Source organism: Paenibacillus thermotolerans, assembly GCF_028745515.1.
Classification (GTDB): domain Bacteria; phylum Bacillota; class Bacilli; order Paenibacillales; family YIM-B00363; genus Paenibacillus_AE; species Paenibacillus_AE thermotolerans.
Genome location: NZ_JAQZSG010000020.1, coordinates 20,278 through 40,473 on the forward strand (window position 1 = coordinate 20,278; position 20,196 = coordinate 40,473).

General features: G+C 54.4%; 21 protein-coding genes and 1 riboswitch. Of the genes, 20 read left to right on the forward strand and 1 reads right to left on the reverse strand.

The window, feature by feature from the left end:
• Positions 1 to 1,372: 1,372 nt before the first annotated feature.
• The 12 genes from PT964_RS16375 (at position 1,373) to lysA (ending at position 12,045) form a co-directional block, all read left to right on the forward strand.
• Positions 1,373 to 2,275 carry an ABC transporter ATP-binding protein gene (locus PT964_RS16375; RefSeq protein WP_274364443.1) on the forward strand — a complete coding sequence of 301 codons (903 nt, stop codon included), beginning with the start codon at positions 1,373 to 1,375 and terminating at the stop codon, positions 2,273 to 2,275.
• On the forward strand, positions 2,272 to 3,066 hold the full coding sequence (locus tag PT964_RS16380; RefSeq protein ID WP_274364444.1) for an ABC transporter permease subunit: 795 nt from the start codon (positions 2,272 to 2,274) through the stop codon (positions 3,064 to 3,066). The genes PT964_RS16375 and PT964_RS16380 overlap by 4 nt, the downstream gene beginning before the upstream one ends.
• A 48-nt stretch (positions 3,067 to 3,114) precedes the next feature.
• Entirely contained in the window at positions 3,115 to 3,723 is a 609-nt protein-coding gene (locus PT964_RS16385) for a TetR/AcrR family transcriptional regulator (RefSeq protein WP_274364445.1), read from the forward strand.
• 105 nt (positions 3,724 to 3,828) lie between these two features.
• Positions 3,829 to 4,467, forward strand: a complete 639-nt coding sequence (locus PT964_RS16390) for a hypothetical protein (RefSeq protein WP_274364446.1) — start codon at positions 3,829 to 3,831, stop codon at positions 4,465 to 4,467.
• A 148-nt stretch (positions 4,468 to 4,615) separates the two neighbouring features.
• Positions 4,616 to 5,809 (forward strand): D-alanyl-D-alanine carboxypeptidase family protein, encoded by a 1,194-nt coding sequence (locus PT964_RS16395; RefSeq protein ID WP_274364447.1) that lies wholly within the window; start codon positions 4,616 to 4,618, stop codon positions 5,807 to 5,809.
• 261 nt (positions 5,810 to 6,070) lie between these two features.
• Complete coding sequence (spoIIAA, locus tag PT964_RS16400) at positions 6,071 to 6,424, forward strand: anti-sigma F factor antagonist (RefSeq protein WP_274364448.1); 354 nt, start codon at positions 6,071 to 6,073, stop codon at positions 6,422 to 6,424.
• Positions 6,421 to 6,867, forward strand: a complete 447-nt coding sequence (spoIIAB, locus tag PT964_RS16405) for an anti-sigma F factor (protein ID WP_274364449.1) — start codon at positions 6,421 to 6,423, stop codon at positions 6,865 to 6,867. The genes spoIIAA and spoIIAB overlap by 4 nt, the downstream gene beginning before the upstream one ends.
• Before the next feature lie 51 nt (positions 6,868 to 6,918).
• On the forward strand, positions 6,919 to 7,674 hold the full coding sequence (gene sigF, locus PT964_RS16410; protein WP_274364529.1) for an RNA polymerase sporulation sigma factor SigF: 756 nt from the start codon (positions 6,919 to 6,921) through the stop codon (positions 7,672 to 7,674).
• Positions 7,675 to 7,748: 74 nt separating this feature from the next.
• Positions 7,749 to 8,390 carry a stage V sporulation protein AA gene (locus PT964_RS16415; RefSeq protein WP_274364450.1) on the forward strand — a complete coding sequence of 214 codons (642 nt, stop codon included), beginning with the start codon at positions 7,749 to 7,751 and terminating at the stop codon, positions 8,388 to 8,390.
• Positions 8,387 to 8,815, forward strand: a complete 429-nt coding sequence (locus PT964_RS16420) for a stage V sporulation protein AB (protein WP_274364451.1) — start codon at positions 8,387 to 8,389, stop codon at positions 8,813 to 8,815. The genes PT964_RS16415 and PT964_RS16420 overlap by 4 nt, the downstream gene beginning before the upstream one ends.
• Before the next feature lie 36 nt (positions 8,816 to 8,851).
• Positions 8,852 to 10,552, forward strand: coding sequence for a spore germination protein (locus PT964_RS16425; RefSeq protein WP_274364452.1), 1,701 nt, complete (start codon positions 8,852 to 8,854; stop codon positions 10,550 to 10,552).
• A gap of 146 nt (positions 10,553 to 10,698) precedes the next feature.
• A complete protein-coding gene (gene lysA / locus PT964_RS16430) occupies positions 10,699 to 12,045 on the forward strand; it encodes a diaminopimelate decarboxylase (protein ID WP_274364453.1) in 1,347 nt (448 codons plus the stop codon).
• Positions 12,046 to 12,576: 531 nt separating this feature from the next.
• Here the strand turns inward: lysA and PT964_RS16435 are convergent.
• Positions 12,577 to 13,113, reverse strand: a complete 537-nt coding sequence (locus tag PT964_RS16435) for a hypothetical protein (RefSeq protein ID WP_274364454.1) — start codon at positions 13,111 to 13,113, stop codon at positions 12,577 to 12,579.
• A 193-nt stretch (positions 13,114 to 13,306) separates the two neighbouring features.
• On the opposite strand from PT964_RS16435, the gene PT964_RS16440 reads away from it, so the two are divergent.
• The 8 genes from PT964_RS16440 to PT964_RS16475 all read left to right on the forward strand — a co-directional run bounded on the left by PT964_RS16440 (position 13,307) and on the right by PT964_RS16475 (position 20,140).
• Positions 13,307 to 13,738 (forward strand): peptidylprolyl isomerase, encoded by a 432-nt coding sequence (locus PT964_RS16440; RefSeq protein WP_274364455.1) that lies wholly within the window; start codon positions 13,307 to 13,309, stop codon positions 13,736 to 13,738.
• A gap of 81 nt (positions 13,739 to 13,819) precedes the next feature.
• Positions 13,820 to 14,010, forward strand: a riboswitch (FMN riboswitch).
• Between the two features lie 231 nt (positions 14,011 to 14,241).
• Complete coding sequence (gene ribD, locus PT964_RS16445; RefSeq protein ID WP_274364530.1) at positions 14,242 to 15,372, forward strand: bifunctional diaminohydroxyphosphoribosylaminopyrimidine deaminase/5-amino-6-(5-phosphoribosylamino)uracil reductase RibD; 1,131 nt, start codon at positions 14,242 to 14,244, stop codon at positions 15,370 to 15,372.
• An 8-nt stretch (positions 15,373 to 15,380) separates the two neighbouring features.
• Complete coding sequence (gene ribE, locus PT964_RS16450) at positions 15,381 to 16,046, forward strand: riboflavin synthase (protein WP_274364456.1); 666 nt, start codon at positions 15,381 to 15,383, stop codon at positions 16,044 to 16,046.
• A 43-nt stretch (positions 16,047 to 16,089) separates the two neighbouring features.
• Positions 16,090 to 17,355 carry a bifunctional 3,4-dihydroxy-2-butanone-4-phosphate synthase/GTP cyclohydrolase II gene (locus tag PT964_RS16455; RefSeq protein WP_274364457.1) on the forward strand — a complete coding sequence of 422 codons (1,266 nt, stop codon included), beginning with the start codon at positions 16,090 to 16,092 and terminating at the stop codon, positions 17,353 to 17,355.
• Between the two features lie 57 nt (positions 17,356 to 17,412).
• Positions 17,413 to 17,877: a 6,7-dimethyl-8-ribityllumazine synthase gene (gene ribH / locus PT964_RS16460; protein ID WP_274364458.1), complete on the forward strand. Its 465-nt coding sequence runs from the start codon at positions 17,413 to 17,415 to the stop codon at positions 17,875 to 17,877.
• Positions 17,878 to 17,933: 56 nt separating this feature from the next.
• Positions 17,934 to 18,722 carry a segregation and condensation protein A gene (locus PT964_RS16465; RefSeq protein ID WP_274364459.1) on the forward strand — a complete coding sequence of 263 codons (789 nt, stop codon included), beginning with the start codon at positions 17,934 to 17,936 and terminating at the stop codon, positions 18,720 to 18,722.
• Complete coding sequence (scpB, locus tag PT964_RS16470) at positions 18,685 to 19,341, forward strand: SMC-Scp complex subunit ScpB (protein ID WP_274364460.1); 657 nt, start codon at positions 18,685 to 18,687, stop codon at positions 19,339 to 19,341. The genes PT964_RS16465 and scpB overlap by 38 nt, the downstream gene beginning before the upstream one ends.
• A gap of 58 nt (positions 19,342 to 19,399) precedes the next feature.
• Entirely contained in the window at positions 19,400 to 20,140 is a 741-nt protein-coding gene (locus PT964_RS16475; RefSeq protein ID WP_274364461.1) for a DUF2953 domain-containing protein, read from the forward strand.
• Positions 20,141 to 20,196 lie beyond the last annotated feature (56 nt).

Consider the following 20,196-nt stretch of genomic DNA (forward strand, 5'->3'; position numbering starts at 1 on the left):
CTTTGCACGGTCCTTTTCACCACTCTCCCCTTCGCTCAGCAACGGTCGTAGTGCTTCACCCACGTTTCGCCCGTACGCTGCCCCTCGCACGCCAGAACTGCCCTACGCACCCAACACCGTCCTTCGCGCGCCAACGCTAGCTATTCGCCGGTCAAGCCGCCTATGCCACTACTTCCTTTGCACGGTCCTTTTCACCACTCTCCCCTTCGCTCAGCAACGGTCGAAACGCCTCACCCCACGTATCGCCCATGCTACTCCCTTTTTTACCAAAATAGCGAGATCAGTCTGCTTGATCTTGATTAGTAACGGAGTAATTAATACGAAACGTTTTTGCTGAGCAATGGGGATAGCGGTAATAAGAAATGCGGGGCACATAACCCCGGGTAGAGGGCGTGGGAGGATAAGCTCGGGCAGGTAAAAAGTTGTCGGAGGAGGACGAGAAGAGAATGCGGTCGGGGTTGACGTCGTTTTTGCTGAGCAATGGGGATAGCGGTAATAAGAAATGCGGGGCACATAACCCCGGGTAGAGGGCGTGGGAGGATAAGCTCGGGCAGGTAAAAAGTTGTCGGAGGAGGACGAGAAGAGAATGCGGTCGGGGTTGACGTCGTTTTTGCTGAGCAATGGGGATAGCGGTAATAAGAAATGCGGGGCACATAACCCCGGGTAGAGGGCGTGGGAGGATAAGCTCGGGCAGGTAAAAAGTTGTCGGAGGAGGACGAGAAGAGAATGCGGTCGGGGTTGACGTCGTTTTTGCTGAGCAATGGGGATAGCGGTAATAAGAAATGCGGGGGGGACACATAACCCAAGGTAGAGAGCATCGGAGAATAAGCTCCGGGAGGTAAAAAGCTGTAGGCGGAGGCACAAGGTGGGAGAAGATGAGGTCGAGAGGAAAATGCAGTTAGGGCCGCCGACGTTTTTGCTGAGCAATGGGGATAGCGGTAATAAGAAATGCTGGGATACATAACCCCCGGGTTGAGGGCGTGGGAGGATAAGCTCGGGCGGAAAAAAGAAGTGTCGGCTGTAAACGGACGTGTGGAGAGCTGAGTTTGTGTTGTCAATAAGGTAGGTTTTGCCTGAAAAAGGTATGCAGTAAAAAGGGTGATAGTAGACGGCGAAAAGTTGTTGGCGGTAAAAGGGGAGCGATAAGAAGGAGAAATAGAGGGAGGACCGCTGATGGAAACGTACCGGGAGATACGTATGTTAAAAGTCCCTCAAGAGACATAGGGCATGGCATCGACGGGGGACGACATGTCCGCAAATTCGAGGGAAATATACTAAGAAATAAATAAAAGTATAAAAACCAATTCACAAAACTATATAGTCGAGATATAATGTACCCATTATTATTCTATAGTATATTGGGGTGGGGCGGATGGACGCCGTACAAATTGAGGGAATAACGAAAAGCTATGGGAACGGCCGCGGGGTGAAGGACGTAACCTTTTCGGTGGCGCAGGGGGAAATTTTCGGCTTCATTGGACCGAACGGGGCCGGGAAGTCTACGACGATCCGGATGATGATGGGATTATCGAAGCCGGACCGGGGCCGGATCGCGCTGCTAGGCCGGCCGCTGGAAGGAGATGATCCGAATGTGCGCCGAAACATCGGTTATTTGCCTTCGGAGGTCAGCTTCTATAAGGAGATGACAGGCAAGCAGCTGCTGGAATTCACGGCTCGCGCTTATGGCATGGCCTTAAAAGAAACGAGTGCGTACGAATATGCCGAACGTCTCCGTTTCGACATGTCGCCAAGCATAAAATCGTATTCGCTCGGCAACCGCAAGAAGCTCGGCATCATCGCTTCGTTATTGCATGAGCCGAAGCTGCTGATCATGGACGAACCGACGTCGGGACTCGATCCTCTTGTCCAGCAAGCCTTCTTTGAACTGATCCGCGAACAGAACAACAACGGAACGACCGTGTTTTTTTCGACGCATGTACTGAGCGAGGTAGAGAAGCTGTGCAGCAGGGTCGCTTTTATAAAAGAGGGAGTGATCCGGCAAGTTTCTGAGGTGGACGATATTCCGGGTCGCCGGCAGGCTCGTATCGAAGTAACCTTCGAGGAGCACGGGGATGTGTCCGAAAAGCTCGGCTTGCGGGAGCTGGACCCGAATTTGATATACGCAGGCGGCCAAATCAGCCTGACGGTGAGCGGGGAAATTTCCGCAGCGCTCCGAAAAATATCGCAGCTGCCCATACGCAGCATCGAGATTCACAAACCGTCGCTTGAGGAGTTGTTTATGCAGTACTATTCGAAGGAGGAGCAAAGCCGATGAAGCTGAATCTTATCAAGCATGAAATGTTGCAAAACCGCAGAGGCTGGTTCATCGGAGCGCTGGTAATCGTCGGCTTTCTGGCATTGCTGTCTTCCTTCGCGGATTTATATATCGATAATGAAGAAATGACGAAGGTGATCGAATCGTTTCCTCCCGCGCTCCTTGAAGGCTTTGGCATCGACCCGTCCGCATTCGGCAGCTTCGAAGGGTTTTTGTCGGGCCAGCCGTACACTTTCTTTGTTTTGCTGCTCGGCGTGTTTGGGGCGATTTGGGCCAGTACGGCCATTGCGAAGGAGCGGGACCGGGAAACGGACGAATTTTTGTTTTCGCTTCCGTACAGCCGGGCCTCGATCTACTTGTCGAAGGCGTTCGCTCACTGGCTGCAAGTTACCGCCATTTATATCGTTTCGGCGGCCGTTGTTGTTGCGATCGGTTTCACTGCAACCGAAATGAGCGACCCTGCGGCCGTTTTATTGATACTGACGGGCGGATATTTGATTTCGCTCGCGTTCAGCGGGATCGGCTTTGCCGTGACGGTGCTGCTGAGAACCGAGCGCGACGCGATGACGGCGGGGATCGGGCTTGTGATCGTATCGTTTTTGCTGAACATGCTCGCCGGCATGGACGAAAGCATCCGCTGGCTGTCCGGATTGAGCCTGTTTCAAGCCTACGACAGCGGAGCCGTCATATCGGACGGCGCCTTGACATGGGGTGGGACGGCCACTACAGTAATGATATATATTATAGGGCTGATCATCGGCTTGATTTTGCTAAAGCGTCAAGACATCTAGCAGGAGCATGCGATTTTTGCCTACGGTTGTTAAAGGAGCGGCTCGGACATGGAATCGTCGCCGGGAAAGGAAACGAATAAAGCAAGCTCCCGCATGGCGGACATATTGCAAACGGCCGAAGCGTTGTTTTGCCGTCAAGGTATTGCGGAAACGACTATGGATCAAATCGCGGAATCGGTTCCGATCGCCAAAATGACGTTATACAAATACGCAGGCAGCAAAGAGAAGCTGCTCGATCTGGTGCTCGACCGTATGCTAAAGCGCGGGGAAGCGGATTTTCGCTCGATGCTGAACCAAGCGGAGACGCCGCTGGATATGTTGACCTTGATGACGCAATACCGAGGCATGGATCATGTCGCAGCCGTCTTCGTGCAGGACTTGATGCGGCTTTACCCCGAGAAGGGGGCTGAGCTTATCGCAAAGCAGCAGGAGACGCTCGGGCCGCTGCTTGAGCGGACGATCTTTGAAGGCCAGCAACGGGGGCAATTTCGGAAAGACCTTTCTCCTCACGTCGTGATCTTGTTTTTTATGGGCATGAAGGAGGTTTTATCCCGATCGGACGCTCTGAGCGGCCCGGCGGGGCTGCGTGCCATAAGCGAGCAAATCATGTCCATATTTTTCCACGGAATCGTTGCGCAGGAGCAAAAAAACGAGTAAACTAGATTGTACAAGATCCATAATTGTACGGCAGCAAAGCATGCGCCGCTTGTCCCTGTTTGAGGGATGGGCGGCGTTTTTTCATTCAAGGAGGAGAAAGAAGTCATGAACGACACGGCTTTTGAGAAAGCCCATATGGAATGGTTGGGGAAGCATGCGGCCGCAAGGAAAGGCGAGAGTAAAAAGCGGCTTCTAGCAAGACACGGCGACAAAGAGATTTTTTTGCTTGAGCACATATGGTGGCCGATTTTCGGCAGCCTCGAGCATTTGCATCCCCAATTCGAATTTCGCGATGCTTTCGGGCGCGAGCGGGTTTTGAGCTTCGCGTACGTTCGCCCGCCGCACCGGATCTGCATCGTGACGGAGGACGATCCGGGGGCAGACGCGTTGGCTGCGGATCTTTGGGTCGTCATCAAGATGTCCTATGAAGATATGTCGAACTGCCCGAACCGGTGCCGGCAGCTGATGGCTAACCTGCTTAGGCGATTGTTCCCGGAGCGTCTCGCCGGAGTTACGCTCACCCCTTACGAGAAAGAGGCGCTGCGGCTCGCCGCCGGCTCCGCACGGCCGGTTACGCCGTCGGACGTCTCTCATTCGCTTCACATTTGCGGAAAAACCGCAAGAACGATTCTTAAGAGCTTGGTAGAGAAGCGCTTGCTGGTACGGGCCGGCGGAGGGAAGCAGCGAACGCGGTCGTATCGGCCGTGCGTGGAGCCGAACCTGCTGCTTGATATGGCCGGCTAGCGATTCGCGTGGTATAAAACCGCTTCGAAGCGTCAACAATGGTAAAAGCGATAAGAGGCTTTTTCGGTAAACGGTAGCCGCTCTTGCAGAAGGCATAGCCGTTGTACCTTGGTTCGCTTTGCAAAATAGCAGGAGGGGTAGAATGCACATGATCAAAAGGTATCGCTCGATCTTCATCGGTTTACTCTGTATGGTTGCTGTCGTTACGCCCGTATCCGGTGCAGCGTTGGCCGCCAAAGAAGAGGCAAAGGCCAAGCAGCAGATCGACTTGGCACCGAACGCCCGTTCGGCGCTGTTGATGGACGCCGATTCGGGAACCGTCATTTATGAAAAAAATAAAGCGGAAAAGCTGCCGCCCGCATCCATCACGAAAATTATGACCATGCTGCTTATTATGGAAGCGATCGATCAAGGCAAAGTGAAATTGACCGACAAAATTCGCACCAGCGAATATGCGGCTTCCATGGGCGGCTCGCAAATTTTTCTGGAGCCCGGCGAAGAGATGACCCTTGAAGATATGCTTAAGGGAATCGCCTTGGCCTCCGGCAACGATGCGTCAGTTGCGGTAGCGGAGCATATCGCGGGCAGCGAGCAAGGCTTCGTCCAAATGATGAACGAGCGGGCCAAACAGCTCGGCATGAATAACACGAACTTTGTCAATGTGAACGGACTACCGGCTGAAAACCATTATACGTCGGCGGAAGACATCGCCGTTATGTCCCGCGAGCTGCTGAAGCACGACGAAGTGACGAAGTATACGAGCCTTTATCAGGACTACTTGCGCAAGGATACCGACAATCCGTTCTGGCTTGTGAACACGAACAAGCTGGTTCGGTTTTATACCGGCGCCGACGGGTTAAAGACAGGGTACACGAGCGAAGCGAAGTTTTGCCTCTCGGCGACGGCGAAGCGCGGCAATTTCAGAGTGATTGCAGTTGTCATGGGCGAGCCGAATACGAAGACGCGGAACGCCGAAGTCAGCTCTTTATTCGATTTCGCGTTCGGGCAATATCAGAGCCATACGTTAATCGGCGACGGCGAAAAAATCGGCACGGTGAAGGTGGAAAAGGGACAAGTTCCAAGCGTCGACATCGTCGCCAAGCAGCAGTACAGCATTTTGCTGAAAAAAGGTGAAAAGACCGACGATATCCGCCATGAATTAAAGCTGAACAGCGAAATTAAAGCGCCGATCGCTTTAGGGCAGCCGATCGGGAAACTGGTCGTATTTAAAGGAGATGCGGTTTTGAAGGAATTTGAAATCGAATCCCCCGCAGCCATAGGCGAAGCGAGCTGGTGGACGATTTTGAAGCGTACCGCGGCCAAGCTGTTTCTTTTAGACTGACGAGCTTTCATAAGCACTGCCATCCGTTCCGGCTGAACGATCCGCGGAACGGATGCGTGCTGTTTTGTCGTACCCGGCTGCTCGAACATACGGGTTCATAGTGATAGATTTGATGCAAAAGCTCAAGAACGGGAGCAATTGCGCGAAAGCTAGACCTTCGTGTCGCTTTCTGGCAGTTTCCTTCTAGTTTTGTCGGCAGGCAGGAATAGAAGCCGATTTCGTAGAATTGAACTTGCAAGACCCGGAAGGAGATGAACAAAGGTGAATCTCAAGCTTCATATGGAACAGCACCGTCAAGCGCTGATTGTCAGGCTCGAAGGCGAGCTTGATCATCATTCGGCGGACGACGTCAAGGCGCAAATGGAAGAAGCGATATTGCGAGGGAACGTAACGCATCTTATTTTAAGCTTGAAGCAATTATCGTTCATGGACAGTTCAGGCATCGGAGTCATTCTGGGCCGCTATAAATCGATTACGGGCAGAGGCGGAAAAATGGTCGTTTGCGACGTTTCGCCGGCCGTTTACCGGTTGTTCGAGTTATCGGGCCTGTTCAAAATCGTGTCGATCGAACAAAGCGAGAGAGAAGCGCTCTCCAGTTTGGGGGTTGTATCATGAGCGATAAAAATTACATGAAACTGCAGTTTTCCAGCGTGTCGGACAACGAAGCGTTCGCCCGCGTCGCCGTCGCCGCCTTCGTCAGCCAGCTGGACCCTACGCTCGACGAACTGACGGATATTAAAACCGTCGTCTCCGAAGCGGTGACTAACGCCATTATCCACGGATACAACGAGAATCAAGAAGGACTTGTAACGATTACCGCGAGAATGGACGGAGACATGGTTTACATAACGGTAGAGGACGAAGGTCAGGGCATCGAGGATTTAGAGCTGGCCAGAACGCCGCTGTATACCTCGAAGCCGGAGCTGGAACGGTCGGGAATGGGCTTTACGATCATGGAAAATTTCATGGACCGGATCGACGTAACGTCCGAGCCGGGCAAAGGGACCAAGGTAGAAATGGCGAAGCGCATTATGTCAAAAAAAGTGATGTATAATTAAGCCCGGTTCGGGAGCAGTATTATGCTGCGCAACAGCTTGGAGGAAAAGCGCATGGACGTCGATGTGAAGAACGCCTCGCACAGCTACCTGGACGACGCCGAAGTGAAACGGCTTATCGCTCTCAGCCAGGCGGGAGAGGCAACCGCCCGCGATACGCTCGTCAATTGCAACATTCGCCTGGTTTGGTCCGTCGTTCAGCGTTTCCTGAACCGAGGCTATGAACCTGAGGATTTATTTCAAATCGGCTGTATCGGCCTGTTGAAATCGATTGATAAATTTGATTTGTCGTATGACGTGAAGTTTTCGACCTATGCCGTGCCGATGATTATCGGCGAAATTCAACGTTTCCTAAGAGACGACGGTACTGTCAAGGTCAGCCGCTCCTTGAAGGAAATGGCGAATAAGGTACGCAAGACGAAGGACGAGCTGTCCAAAAAGATGGGCCGCCTGCCGACCGTCAGCGAGGTGGCGGAGGAGCTCGGCGTCACGCCCGAGGATATCGTCTTTGCGCAGGAAGCGAACAAGCCCCCGTCGTCGATTCACGAAACGGTGTTCGAGAACGACGGAGACCCGATCACCTTGATGGACCAAATCGCCGACGAATCGCAGGAGCGGTGGTTCGACAAGCTCGCATTGGGGGAAGCGATCAATTCGTTGACCGAGCGGGAAAGGCTGATTGTGTATTTGCGGTACTACCGGGACCAGACGCAGTCGGAGGTTGCGTCGCGGCTGGGTATTTCGCAGGTGCAAGTATCGCGGCTCGAGAAAAAAATACTGCAAACGATCAAAGACCAGATCGCGCAATAGCGCGTCCGGTCTTTTTTCGTGTATCTCATCGCACGCTATCCTCCATACTACGAATATGAGAGGAGGGAGCGCCTTTGCCATCAGAAACGATATATATTCGGCTTCGCAAGCGAGTAAAGGTTCCGCGGGGTCGCCCCATCTTTCTTACGGACATCGCCCAGTTTCTTTCGCCTCCCCAGTGGGACCCGATATTGCGCGAGCTGGTCCTCCATCGGCCGATCCGCGGCGACGGCAATTTGATCCTCATCGATATGCTGAGCATCGTGGCGGCGATCCGGGAGCGGCTGCCCGACGCGGCTGTCGAGCATTACGGAGAGCCGCATACGCTGGTTGAGATCCGCACGGAACGAAAATCGGCGGGCTGGCTGCTTTTTGCCGTCGTATGGCTGCTGCTCTTTTTCGGTTCGGGACTTGCCATCATGAACTTCCACGAGGACGTTTCCATGCCGGAGGTCCAACGAAGAATCGTTTATTTGATTACGGGGAAGCACGTCGAGCACCCGTATATGTTTCAAATCCCGTATTCCATCGGCATCGGCCTCGGTATGGTCGTATTTTTCAATCATCTGTTCAAGAAAAAGATTAATGAAGAGCCGAGTCCGCTGGATGTGGAAATATTTAAGTATGAGGAGAGCGTTTTGCAATATGTCGTGACGGAGGAATATAAAAGGCTTTCGGAGAACGGGCAAGCGGAGGGAAGGGGGAAATCCCGATGACCGCGATGCTTGTTTCGTTCGCGCTCATATTTCTCGGTTTGTCCAGCGGGCTGGCGGTCGGAAGCGGCTTGGTCGCTTTTCTGGTCGTGCTTGACGTCATCCCGCGCCTCGCGCAAATTACCGGTTCCGCCAAACGCGGTCCGAAGCTTGAGGCGGCGGTCGTTCTGGGCGCATTGTATTGGACGTGCGCGGACTTTTTCGGCTGGCGGATCCATCTTCCTTTCGTCACGCTTGCGGCCGCAGGCTTGTTGATCGGAGCGTTCGTCGGCTGTGTGGCGGCTGCGCTTACCGAAGTGCTGAACGTATTTCCGATATTGGCAAGAAGGCTGGGGATGGACGGGTACATTTCGCGTCTGCTCGCGGCGATGGTGCTCGGCAAGGTGCTCGGTTCTTTGTTTGAATGGCTTTCGTTTCGGATACATTAAAGGGAACGCCTGACAAGAAAGGAGCTGCGGACAATCATGAGAACGGAAGAGCATGAGAACAAAAGCGGCGAAGGCGTACAGGATTATGTGATTCGCCGTGAGGATCGGGACTTTTTGTTTGAGCTTACTACCGGCAAAGAAAATACGATACCGATCAATGAGTCGGAGCGTTACGATAACGAGGAGCGTTATAAAGTAAAGCAGCCCAAACCGAAAGACCCTGAGCCCTACCTAATGACAGCGGAGGAGAAGCGGCTGAAGGAAGCCGAGAGCGTGCCGGCCGACTTGAAGGAGGTAAAACGGACGCTCGAGGAAATGGCCGGTCTCGGGGCTTCCTTCGACTTGCTGTTCCGCGAAATGACGTACGGAGGCAAGGAGACCGGACTGCTCTATTTGAACGGGTTTGTCAAGGATCAAGTGCTTACGCTCATTATGATGCGATTGACCGAAATCAAGCCTGAGGAAATGACGGGCGATGCGCTGCAGCAATTTTTCAGCCTGTACATTCCGCACATACAGGTCGAAAAGGTCGACAACATGCCGGAAATTATCCATAAGGTGCTTTCCGGAGGCAGCGCCCTGTTTATTAACGGGGAAACGACCGCCATTGTGATGGATGTTAAGGCGTTGCCCGCCAGAGGGCCGGAAGAGCCGTCCACCGAGCGGGTCGTTCGGGGGGCTCGCGACGGATTTATCGAGACGTTATTGACGAATGTGTCGCTCGTTCGGCGAAGATTGCGGGACCCGCGCTTAAAGCTGGAGATGCTGCAAGTGGGCAGGCGGACAAAAACAGACGTCTGCGTTGCTTATATTAACGATATAGCGGATTTAAGTCTGGTGGCGGAAGTTAAGAAAAAAATCGCGCTCATCGATGTGGACGGCATTTCGATGGCGGACAAGGAGCTGGAGGAGGCGATCGTCGGGAAGGGCTGGAACCCGTATCCCGCGGTCCGGTATACGGAGCGCCCGGACGTGGCCGCCTATCATCTGCTCGAGGGGCACGTATGTTTATTCGTCGATACGAGTCCGAGCGTCATTATGTTGCCGACGACGTTTTTCCACCACGTGCAGCACGCGGAAGAACACAGGCAGACGCCGTTTATCGGAACATACTTGCGTTGGGTTCGGTTTTTCGGCATCTTTTCCTCTTTGTTCTTGCTGCCGTTATGGTTTTTGCTCGTCTTTAAGCCGGAGCTGAAGCCGGCCTCGCTAGGCTTTATCGGACCGCAGGATGAGGGGCGGATCCCGATACTGGCGCAGTTTTTACTGGTGGAGCTCGGCGTCGATCTCATGCGTCTGGCCGCCATTCATACGCCGACTCCGCTGGCTACGGCCATGGGCTTGATCGCCGCTATTCTCATCGGCGACGTGGCGATCAGCGCCGGGTTGTTTGTCAGGGAAGTTATCCTCTATATGGCCGTGGCGGCGATCGGCATGTTCGCCACTCCGAGCTATGAGCTGGGGCTTGCAAACCGGATCGTACGGCTTATTCTGCTGCTGGCGGTTGCGGCGTTCGGCGTTCCGGGCTTTGTAGTAGGCACTACGGCGGTGATGATCATATTAATAACACAGCGTTCTTATCAGACGCCGTATTTGTGGCCGTTCATTCCGTTTCATGCACGCGGCATGTTCGACATTATATTCAGGCGGCCGCTCTTAGCCCACCGGTACCGCTCGACGATTACGAAGCCGCAGGACCGCGACCGGATGTCCGCCAAGATGCACAATCGACAATAAAGCTGCATATCATTAAGCCCGAAGTTGCGAAATAACTTCGGGCTTGTTTGCGGAAAAAGCGAAGGGTAAGCAGTTCTGTTCAATTGCGGCGTTTTGTGATATTGTACAGCTTATAATCATTCGTCTGAAATAAAGGGGATAGGCTATTGTTTTTGCACGGAACCGGCATTATCAACGAGAACGGGAGACTGGAAATCGGCGGCGTGGATACGTCCTTCCTCGCCGAGAAGTTCGGTACTCCTCTTTATGTAGTCGACGAAGCGCTCGTACGGCAGCGCTGCAGAGAATATATGGAAGCTTTTCGTGCAACGGGACTGCGTTTCGATGTATCCTATGCAAGCAAAGCGTTTTGTGTAAAAGCAATGTGCATTTTGGCGGATGAGGAAGGGCTGTCGCTGGACGTCGTTTCGGACGGGGAATTGTTCACGGCGCTGGAAGCGGGCTTCCCTCCGGAGAAAATTCATTTTCACGGAAACAACAAGACGCCGGAAGAGCTTGCCATGGGGCTCGATGCGAGGATCGGCTGCTTTGTCGTCGATAACTTTACCGAGTTATATTTGCTGAATGAACTCGCTAAGGATCGGGGAATGAAAACCGACATCCTGCTGCGGGTTACTCCCGGAGTTGAGGCACATACGCATGAATATATATCGACAGGCCAGGAGGATGTAAAGTTCGGCTTCAGTTTGGGCAACGGATCGGCCATGCAGGCCGTGAAGGCGGCGATTGACGCGTCGAACCTGGAGCTGCTCGGCATCCATTCCCATATCGGCTCGCAAATTTTCGAGGTGGAAGGCTTTCGAATCGCCGCCGAGAAGGTAGCCGACTTTGCGGCGGAAGTCAGAAAGCATACGGGTTATTCGCTAAGGGTCGTCAATTTGGGCGGCGGCTTCGGCATTCGCTATGTGGAGGGCGACCGGCCGCTGCAGGTGGCGGAATACGTAGCCGCCATTACCGGCGCGGTGAAAGATCGGTTTGACGCTCATCAATTGCCGATTCCGGAAATTTGGGTCGAGCCGGGCCGCAGCATCGTCGGGGATGCGGGCACGACCCTGTATACGATCGGAGCCGTGAAGGACATTCCGGGAATCCGCAAATACGTCGCCGTTGACGGAGGCATGACCGACAATCCGCGTCCTGCGCTGTACGATGCGAAGTACGAAGCTGTGCTGGCCAACCGCGCGTCGGAGGATGCCGAAGAGATCGTATCGATCGCGGGCAAGGCGTGCGAATCCGGCGACATGCTCATTTGGGATTTGCAGCTGCCGAAGGTGAATACGGGGGATATTCTCGCCGTGTTTTGCACCGGCGCGTACAACTACTCGATGGCGAGCAATTACAACCGTATTCGCCGTCCGGCCGTCGTGTTCGTGAAGGACGGCACCGCCGAGCTGGTCGTCCGCCGGGAAACCCATGCGGATTTGGTCGCGAACGACGTCGTGCCGGAGCGGCTTCGGAAGCTGTCCGTGGCGAATGCGGCGAAGCAAAGATAAAATGGGGAAAAGCGAAAAGCGCCTACGGGCGCTTTTTTTTGATAAGCATGGGACCAGTTTGCCGCTGCCCGGTAGAACTTCGGATCGCGACCGGCCGCTTCGTGACCGATCGGTATACCGCGACCGACCGCTGCGCCTAACAGTTGCCCATCATTAACGGAAACGAATGTCCGCTAAAATGGGCTAGTTTACATAATTCGGCGATGTAACGGAACGCGTTGACCGCTAATACGGTGTTTTTTCCCGATTTTTTGACTTTTCAACAAATTAGCGGACATCTTGTTCCGTTGTTTCGGGGAATTCCGCCGTTCGCAGCGAATTAGCGGACAATGTGTTCCGCTAGCTTCGCTCGAGATCGAGTACCTATTGGCTGCGTGTAGTTTTGTCACTGTAATTGACAAATTAGTCTTTCGCGGCTGACAATATTGTCAATCCGGCTGACAAGCCGTGCCGTTTGTCAGCGATATTGACATAGCTGTCAATGTCGGTTGACGATTATGTCAATGTTGCTGACAATCCGAAATATGCCGATTACTCTGGCGGCAGCTTGTAAACGACTTCGCCATTCTCGTTTAGAAATTCCATGCGCGGAACGTCATTCGAGTCGATGACCATCCGGATTCGCTCGGTTCCTTTGCTGTCGCAAAGCGTAACAGCGTAATCTCCGTTCTGGCCTCTTCCCATGTACAGCCGCTCCTTGCCGCTCGGCCGATCGTATAAAATAAAACCGTAATTGCGCAGCCCGTTTGTTTCCCAGAAGTTCGTCTGGATTACTTGGTCATCCTTGTAAGCGTCGAACGTAACCGAGCCGAAGGAAACGTAATTGCCGTTATCATCTTTGGCGCTCCCGAATACAAGACCGCCGCACTCGTCGCCTTCATTGTTGTAAAACATAATGCCTGATCCCGGTATTCCGCTTCGTTTCCCGGAAACGGGCTGTCCCTCCATGACGATCTCCGGCATCCGTTCGCTGTTGAACAACGACATTCGCACGTTTCCATTTTTATCAACAATATTGATTTGCTCTGTTTCGATTGTCTCGAATCGTTGCTTTTTCTCATCAGCCATTTTGTGCTGCCCTCCAAATGAATGTATCTTTGAAATTGTGTTATAGCGATATAGCTAGTGTAACTTTGGATTCCACTCTTTTCCAGCGGTTTCTTGCGAGTAAATCTAAGGTGGATCCTTTTGATTTGAAATTGTCTTAAAACATATGTAAACTAGAACCATCTTTCGTTTGTATGCAGAGGAGTGGACTTAGATGGCAAAGCAAGCAGTCATTAAAATGGCGGCAGGCGGAGAGGTCAAAATCGACCTTTTCGAGAAAGACGCACCGAATACAGTAGCAAACTTCGAAAAGCTCGCGAACTCGGGCTTCTACGACGGTCTTACGTTCCACCGCGTTATTCCGGGCTTTGTTGCTCAGGGCGGCTGCCCAAGAGGTAACGGTACGGGCGGTCCGGGCTACACGATCAATTGCGAAATCAACCCGAACAAGCACGAGCGCGGTTCGCTGGCTATGGCTCATGCGGGTCCGAATACGGGCGGCAGCCAATTTTACGTCGTTTACAAGCCGCAGCCGCATTTGGACGGCGTTCATACGGTATTCGGCAAAGTGACCGAAGGCATGGAGCTTGTGGACGAGTTTAAAGGGCATGACCGGATGGAGAGCGTGCGCGTAACGGAAGTGTAAGCGGCGTTCGGCGATTCGTGCTGTCGTGATTTCTATCATAGACAGTCGCGGATGTTGGCAGTATACTTGTAAAAACTTTATATTTTCCTTCGGGGCGGGGTGCAATTCCCGACCGGCGGTGATGCGCAAGCGAAGCGGCGGCTTAATGGCCGCCACCATTCGGCTTGACGCTCAGTCCGTGACCCGGCGTTCAGTTCACAAAAAACGGAATGGCGGTGGACTCGGTGAAACTCCGAGACCGACAGTAATAGTCTGGATGGGAGAAGGAACGCAAAGAAGAGACGCACATGGCTATGAGGCGGGCTTTGGTTTGATATGCCTCATTAACGGGCTTGTTTTGCCGCAGCCGTCGTGCCGTTTCGATTACGGCTAGGTTGTGCAATTTTTCACACCTATTCGTTGTATTTCGCGTTGCCGTTTTTCTGAAAGCGCCCTGATTCCATGGCGCTTTTTTTGCGCTTCACGATCCGTTGGAACGAAACAGTACGGAGGGAGGAGAACGGATGGAATATAACGATGAATCATATATGCGGACGGCGATCGAGCTGGCGAAGGCGACGATCGGGCAAACCGGCACCAACCCGTCCGTCGGCTGCGTTGTCGTAAAGGACGGCCGCATCGTCGGGATGGGAGCGCACCTGCGGCAAGGCGAAGCGCATGCGGAGGTGCACGCGCTGAACATGGCCGGAGCATCGGCGGAAGGCAGTACCGTGTACGTGACGCTGGAGCCGTGCAGTCATCACGGCCGCACGCCGCCGTGCGCCGACCGGCTCGTGCGCGAGCGCGTCGCCCGCGTCGTCGTTGCGGGCGTCGACCCGAACCCGCTAGTGGCGGGGAGGGGCGTCGAGCGATTGCGCGAGCACGGCATCGAGGTGAAGACCGGCGTGCTGGAGCGCGAGGCGGCGGAGCTGAACGAGGTGTTTTTTCACCTCGTGCGTAGCGGGCGCCCGTTCGTCGCCGTGAAGACGGCGGGCACGCTCGACGGGCGCATCGCCGCCCCGGGCGGCGACAGCCGCTGGATTACGAACGGGGAATCCCGTTCGTTCGTGCACGGGCTGCGGCATCGCTACGCAGCCATCATGGCCGGCGTCGGCACCGTGCTGGCCGACGATCCGCGCTTGACGGCGCGGCTTGAGGTGCCGTCGCGCGATCCGCTGCGAGTCATCGTCGACTCGCAGCTGCGGACGCCGCCCGATGCGGCGGCGCTTGCGCCCCGCGCCGACGGTCTGCCGGCGGCGCTCATCTTCACGGCGGCATCGGCGCCCGCCGCCGCCCGTACCGCGCTGGCGGAGCGCGGCGCGGAAATCGTCGACTGCGGGCCGGGCCCCCGCGTCGACCTTACGCTTGCCCTGCAGGAGCTGGGCAAGCGGGGCATCGCCTCCGTGCTTGTCGAAGGAGGCGGAACGCTAAGCGGCGCGCTGCTTGCCGCCGGGTTCGTCGACAAGGTGTACGCCTTTGTCGCACCGAAAATCATCGGCGAAGGCGGCCCGGCTAACTTCAGCTTTCCGGGCTTCAGCCGGATGGCCGACGCCATAAGCCTGGAGCGCGTCGCCGTCCGAACGTTCGGCAGCGACGTCCTGATCGAAGGCTATCCGGTATATCCGCCGGGGGCGAGCTTTACGGAAAAGAGGTGAAACAAACCGTGTTTACGGGTTTAATTGAAGAAACCGGCACGCTCAAGGGCGTGGACCGGCAAGGAGAGGCGCTCGTCCTCAACATCGGCGCCCGCAAGGTGCTGGAGGGCATTGCGCTCGGCGACAGCATCGCCGTTAACGGCGTTTGCTTGACAGCAATCCGTTTTGACGCTTCGACCGTGTCTATGGACGTAATGCCGGAAACGTTCCGAAAGACGACGTTATCCAGGCTGCGCATCGGCGACCCGGTCAATCTGGAGCGGGCAATGCGCGCCGACACCCGATTCGGCGGCCACCTCGTGCAAGGCCACGTCGACGGCACCGGCACGATTCGCGGGCGGGAAGCGCTGGATAATGCGGTTTATTTTACGATCGAGCCTCACGATCCGGAACTATTCCGTTACATTATTCCGAAGGGCTCGGTCGCCATCGACGGCATTTCGCTTACCGTGGTGGACCAATCGGGCGGACGGTTCCGGGTGTCGATCATCCCGCACACGCTTGCCGAAACGATTCTTCAGCATAAGCACCCCGGCCACGAGGTGAACCTCGAATGCGACATCATCGGCAAGTACGTGGAGCATTTGCTCTTTTACCGGCAGGACGGGGGCAGCGGGAAAGGCCGCGCAGGCGGCATAACGGAGCAAATGCTTAAAGAGAACGGCTTTTTATGATTCGATATCGAAAAAATACAGAAGGAATCGGAGGGAAACAAGCATGACACAATCGAACCATACGCATGACGGCGCTGCGTTCGATACGATCGAATCGGCCATCTACGATCTTATGATGGGAAAGCCGGTCATCGTGGTCGACGACGAAAACCGGGAGAACGAAGGCGACTTCGTGGCGCTCGCGGAGAAAGCGACCCCCGAAATCATTAATTTCATGGCGACGGAGGGGCGCGGCCTAATCTGCGTCCCGATTACGGAGGAGCGTGCGGAAGAGCTCGATTTGCCGCCGATGGTCGCAAGAAACACGGATTATCACGGCACGGCGTTCACCGTGTCGATTGACCACGTATCGACCTCGACGGGCATTTCCGCGCATGAACGGTCCCAGACGATTCAAGCGATGATCAGCCCGAAGACGAGAGCTCACGATTTTCGCCGGCCCGGTCATATTTTTCCGCTGATCGCCAAGAAGGGCGGCGTGCTGCGGAGAGCGGGGCATACGGAAGCCGCGGTGGACCTGGCCCGGATGTGCGGCAGCTACCCGGCGGGCGTCATTTGCGAAATTATGAAGGAAGACGGCACGATGGCGCGCGTCCCCGAGCTGCGGGAAATCGCGAAGAAGCACGGCTTGAAGCTGATCACGATTCAAGATATGATTTTATACCGGAACGAGAAGGAGAATCTGGTGCGCCGCGAGGTGGAGGTGAACATGCCGACCGATTTCGGCACGTTCAGAGCGATCGCGTATACGAATGAAGTCGACAGCAAGGAGCATGTCGCGCTCGTCAAGGGAGACATCGATCCGAACAAGCCGACGCTCGTGCGCGTCCATTCCGAATGCCTCACCGGCGACGTATTCCACTCGCACCGGTGCGACTGCGGCCCGCAGCTGGCCGCTGCCCTCAGCGCCATCGAAAAGAACGGATCCGGAGTGCTGCTCTATATGCGTCAAGAAGGGCGCGGGATCGGGTTGATCAACAAATTGAAGGCTTACAAGCTTCAGGAGCAGGGATTGGACACGGTCGACGCGAATATAAAACTTGGATTTAAGCCCGATTTGCGGGATTACGGCATCGGCGCGCAAATTTTGAAGGATTTGGGCGTCAGAAGCATGCGGCTGTTAACGAACAATCCAAGGAAAATTAAAGGCCTGGAAGGATACGGGCTGACGATCCACGAGCGGGTGCCGCTGCAAATGGAAGAAAACGAAGATAACGCCGACTATTTGCGCACGAAAAAAGCGAAGCTCGGACATATGCTGAAATTTGCCGAGGAAAGCGGAAAACCGAGCGGTTCGGCCGCAAAATAAAGAAACGCCCGTCTTGACGATATATAATTAAACTAACTACCTAAGGAGAGAAAACGAATGCCGCATATGATTGAAGGTCATTTAGTCACACAAGGTTTGAAATACGGAATCGTCGTAGGCAGATTCAACGAGTTCATTTCCTCCAAGCTGCTTGGAGGCGCGCTCGACGCGTTGAAGCGTCACGGAGCGGCGGATAATGAAGTAAGCGTCGCTTGGGTACCGGGTGCTTTCGAAATCCCGCTGGCAGCCCAGAAAATGGCCGAAAGCGGCAAGTACGACGCCGTTATTACGCTGGGTGCCGTTATCCGCGGATCGACGCCGCATTTTGACTATGTGTGCAGCGAAGTGTCCAAGGGAGTGGCGGCCATTTCCTTAAAAACCGGCGTTCCGACGATTTTCGGCGTGCTGACGACCGATTCGATCGAGCAAGCGGTGGAACGCGCGGGCACAAAGGCGGGCAACAAAGGCTGGGATGCAGCCGTCACCGCCATCGAGATGGCGAACTTGCTCAAGCAGCTGTAATCCTTGCGTTCTGAGAAAAACAAATACCAATATCGATAAAGAAATGATGACGCTCTATGAACGTAACGTATAAGCTGCCTTCCTTCGAGGGACCGCTCGATTTGCTCCTGCACCTGATCGACAAGGCGGAAGTGGATATTACCAATATACCGATCAGCGAAATTACCGACCAATACCTCGAATTCGTCAGCCTCATGGAAGAGATGGAGCTAGAGGTAGCCAGCGAATTTTTAGTGATGGCGGCAACGCTGCTGGCGATCAAGAGCAAGATGCTGCTGCCGAAGCCTCCTGTTGTCGAAATCGACATGGAATGGGAAGAGGACGAAACCGACTCGCTTGAAGAGCTGGTGTCCAAGCTGATCGAATATCGAAAATATAAAGCGATCGCCGAACATCTGAGGGAGAAGGAGCTCGATCAGAGCTTGGTTTATACGCGGGAGCCTCATGATTTGGCGCCTTACGCCGCGGAGGCGGAAAAGCCGTCCCCTGTAGAGGGGTTGGACACGTTCGATTTGCTGCTGGCGTTCCGCAAAGCGCTTCGCCGGGCGGCAAACCGGAACGCAGTCGCCAAAATTCGCCGCGACGAGGTGTCCGTAAAGGACCGGATGCGCGATGTGCTTCATCTGCTCCGCGATGCCGGCGGCAAAATATTGTTTTCCCGATTGTTTGACGAGCGCACGACGAAGGACGAGCTGGTCGTCTCGTTTCTGGCGCTGCTTGAGCTGATGAAGATGAAAAAAATATCGTGCTTTCAACATAAGGTGTTTGAAGACATCGTCATACAGGCGAAGGAAGGGGAAGAAGCCGATGAAGACGAGCTGGACGGAGTGGAAATCAGTCATTGAGGGGCTGCTGTTCGCGGCGGGGGATGAAGGCCTGGACGTGCGCGAAATTGCCGACGTGCTCGAGCTGGACTGGCGCGTCGTCGAGGAAGCGATCGAAGAAATGCGCGAGCAGTTCGTGCGGGAAAAGCGGGGCTTTCGAATCGCCAAGATTGCCGGCTCCTACCAATTGACGACGAACCCGGAGCATGCGCCTTATTTCGCCAAGCTCGCCCAAGCTCCGTCGCGAGGCACGCTTTCCCAGGCGGCGCTGGAGACGCTGGCGATCGTCGCCTACCGGCAGCCGATCACCCGGATCGAAATCGATGAAATCCGCGGCGTGAAGTCCGACCGGGCCATTCATACGCTGGTCGCCAAAGATTTGATTCAGGAGGCGGGTCGAGCGGAAGCCGTCGGGCGGCCGATACTTTACGAAACGACGAAACAGTTTTTGCAATATTTCGGCTTGGCCCATATTCAAGATTTGCCGGATGCGGAACAGATGACCGGAGAGCTGGACCTCGAGGCGGAAACCCGCATGTTGTTCCAAAAACTTGAAGAAAAACAAATGACGATCGACGATGTCGGGGAAATGGCCGCGAGCCTGGAGGAAGCCTCTATTGTCGAAGAACCGAACGAATGAAATAGCGCCCTTCGTACCGATACTAAAGCGTAACGTATTGGGAACGGAGGGCGTTTTTATGAAGGAACGAATTGTTTTGGCCTCCCTTGCGCTGTTGATCGGGCTGTATTATTTGTTGATCTCGCCATGGGGGATCGCATTTCTTCTTATATTCGCGCTGTCGATGACTTTGCTGCTCACTTCTAACATCGTCATACAATTGAAATACATAAGGGAAGCGAAAAACGACGAGGTAAGATTGCATGTTACCGCATTGTACGGGCTTGTCGATGTGAAATATCGCGTCCCGGTAATCAAGCTTAAGGGAATGGCGGAAGGCATTAAGCTAAAAATGAAAAGGGCGGATCAGGCGGAGGCGCCGGCGTCCCGAAAAGTATACAGCAGAGACGACATTTCACGGTTTGTTCACAACACCCGCGAGCTGATCCGGCATATAAAGGATTTTAAAGAGTGGGTTGCCGGCACGTTAGGGCGCATTCATGTCGAGAGGATTCGGTGGAAAACACGCTTCGGGCTTGGAGATGCTCCGGAAACAGCCATAGCCTACGGGGTGGTGTGGAGCTTGAAAAGCTCGCTTCTGTCCAGAATGTTGCTTCCGTTTTCACTGGAGACTAAGCCGGAGCTAAGTGTGGAGCCCGTTTATAATGAAGTTTGCTTTCAAACGGAAGCCGAAGCGAAAATGCGCATCAATGTATTCCATCTGCTCCTCGGCATCGTTATGCTTGCGGCAAGGGTCGCCCGGAAAAAGAAAAATCTGAAAGTGTGGCGCCGCGTATTGCTTCAAGTGAACGCGAAATAAAGACCGGTGCCTTTCGCATAATGGAGTGTTGTAAAGGGGAAATTACACCGTAAAGT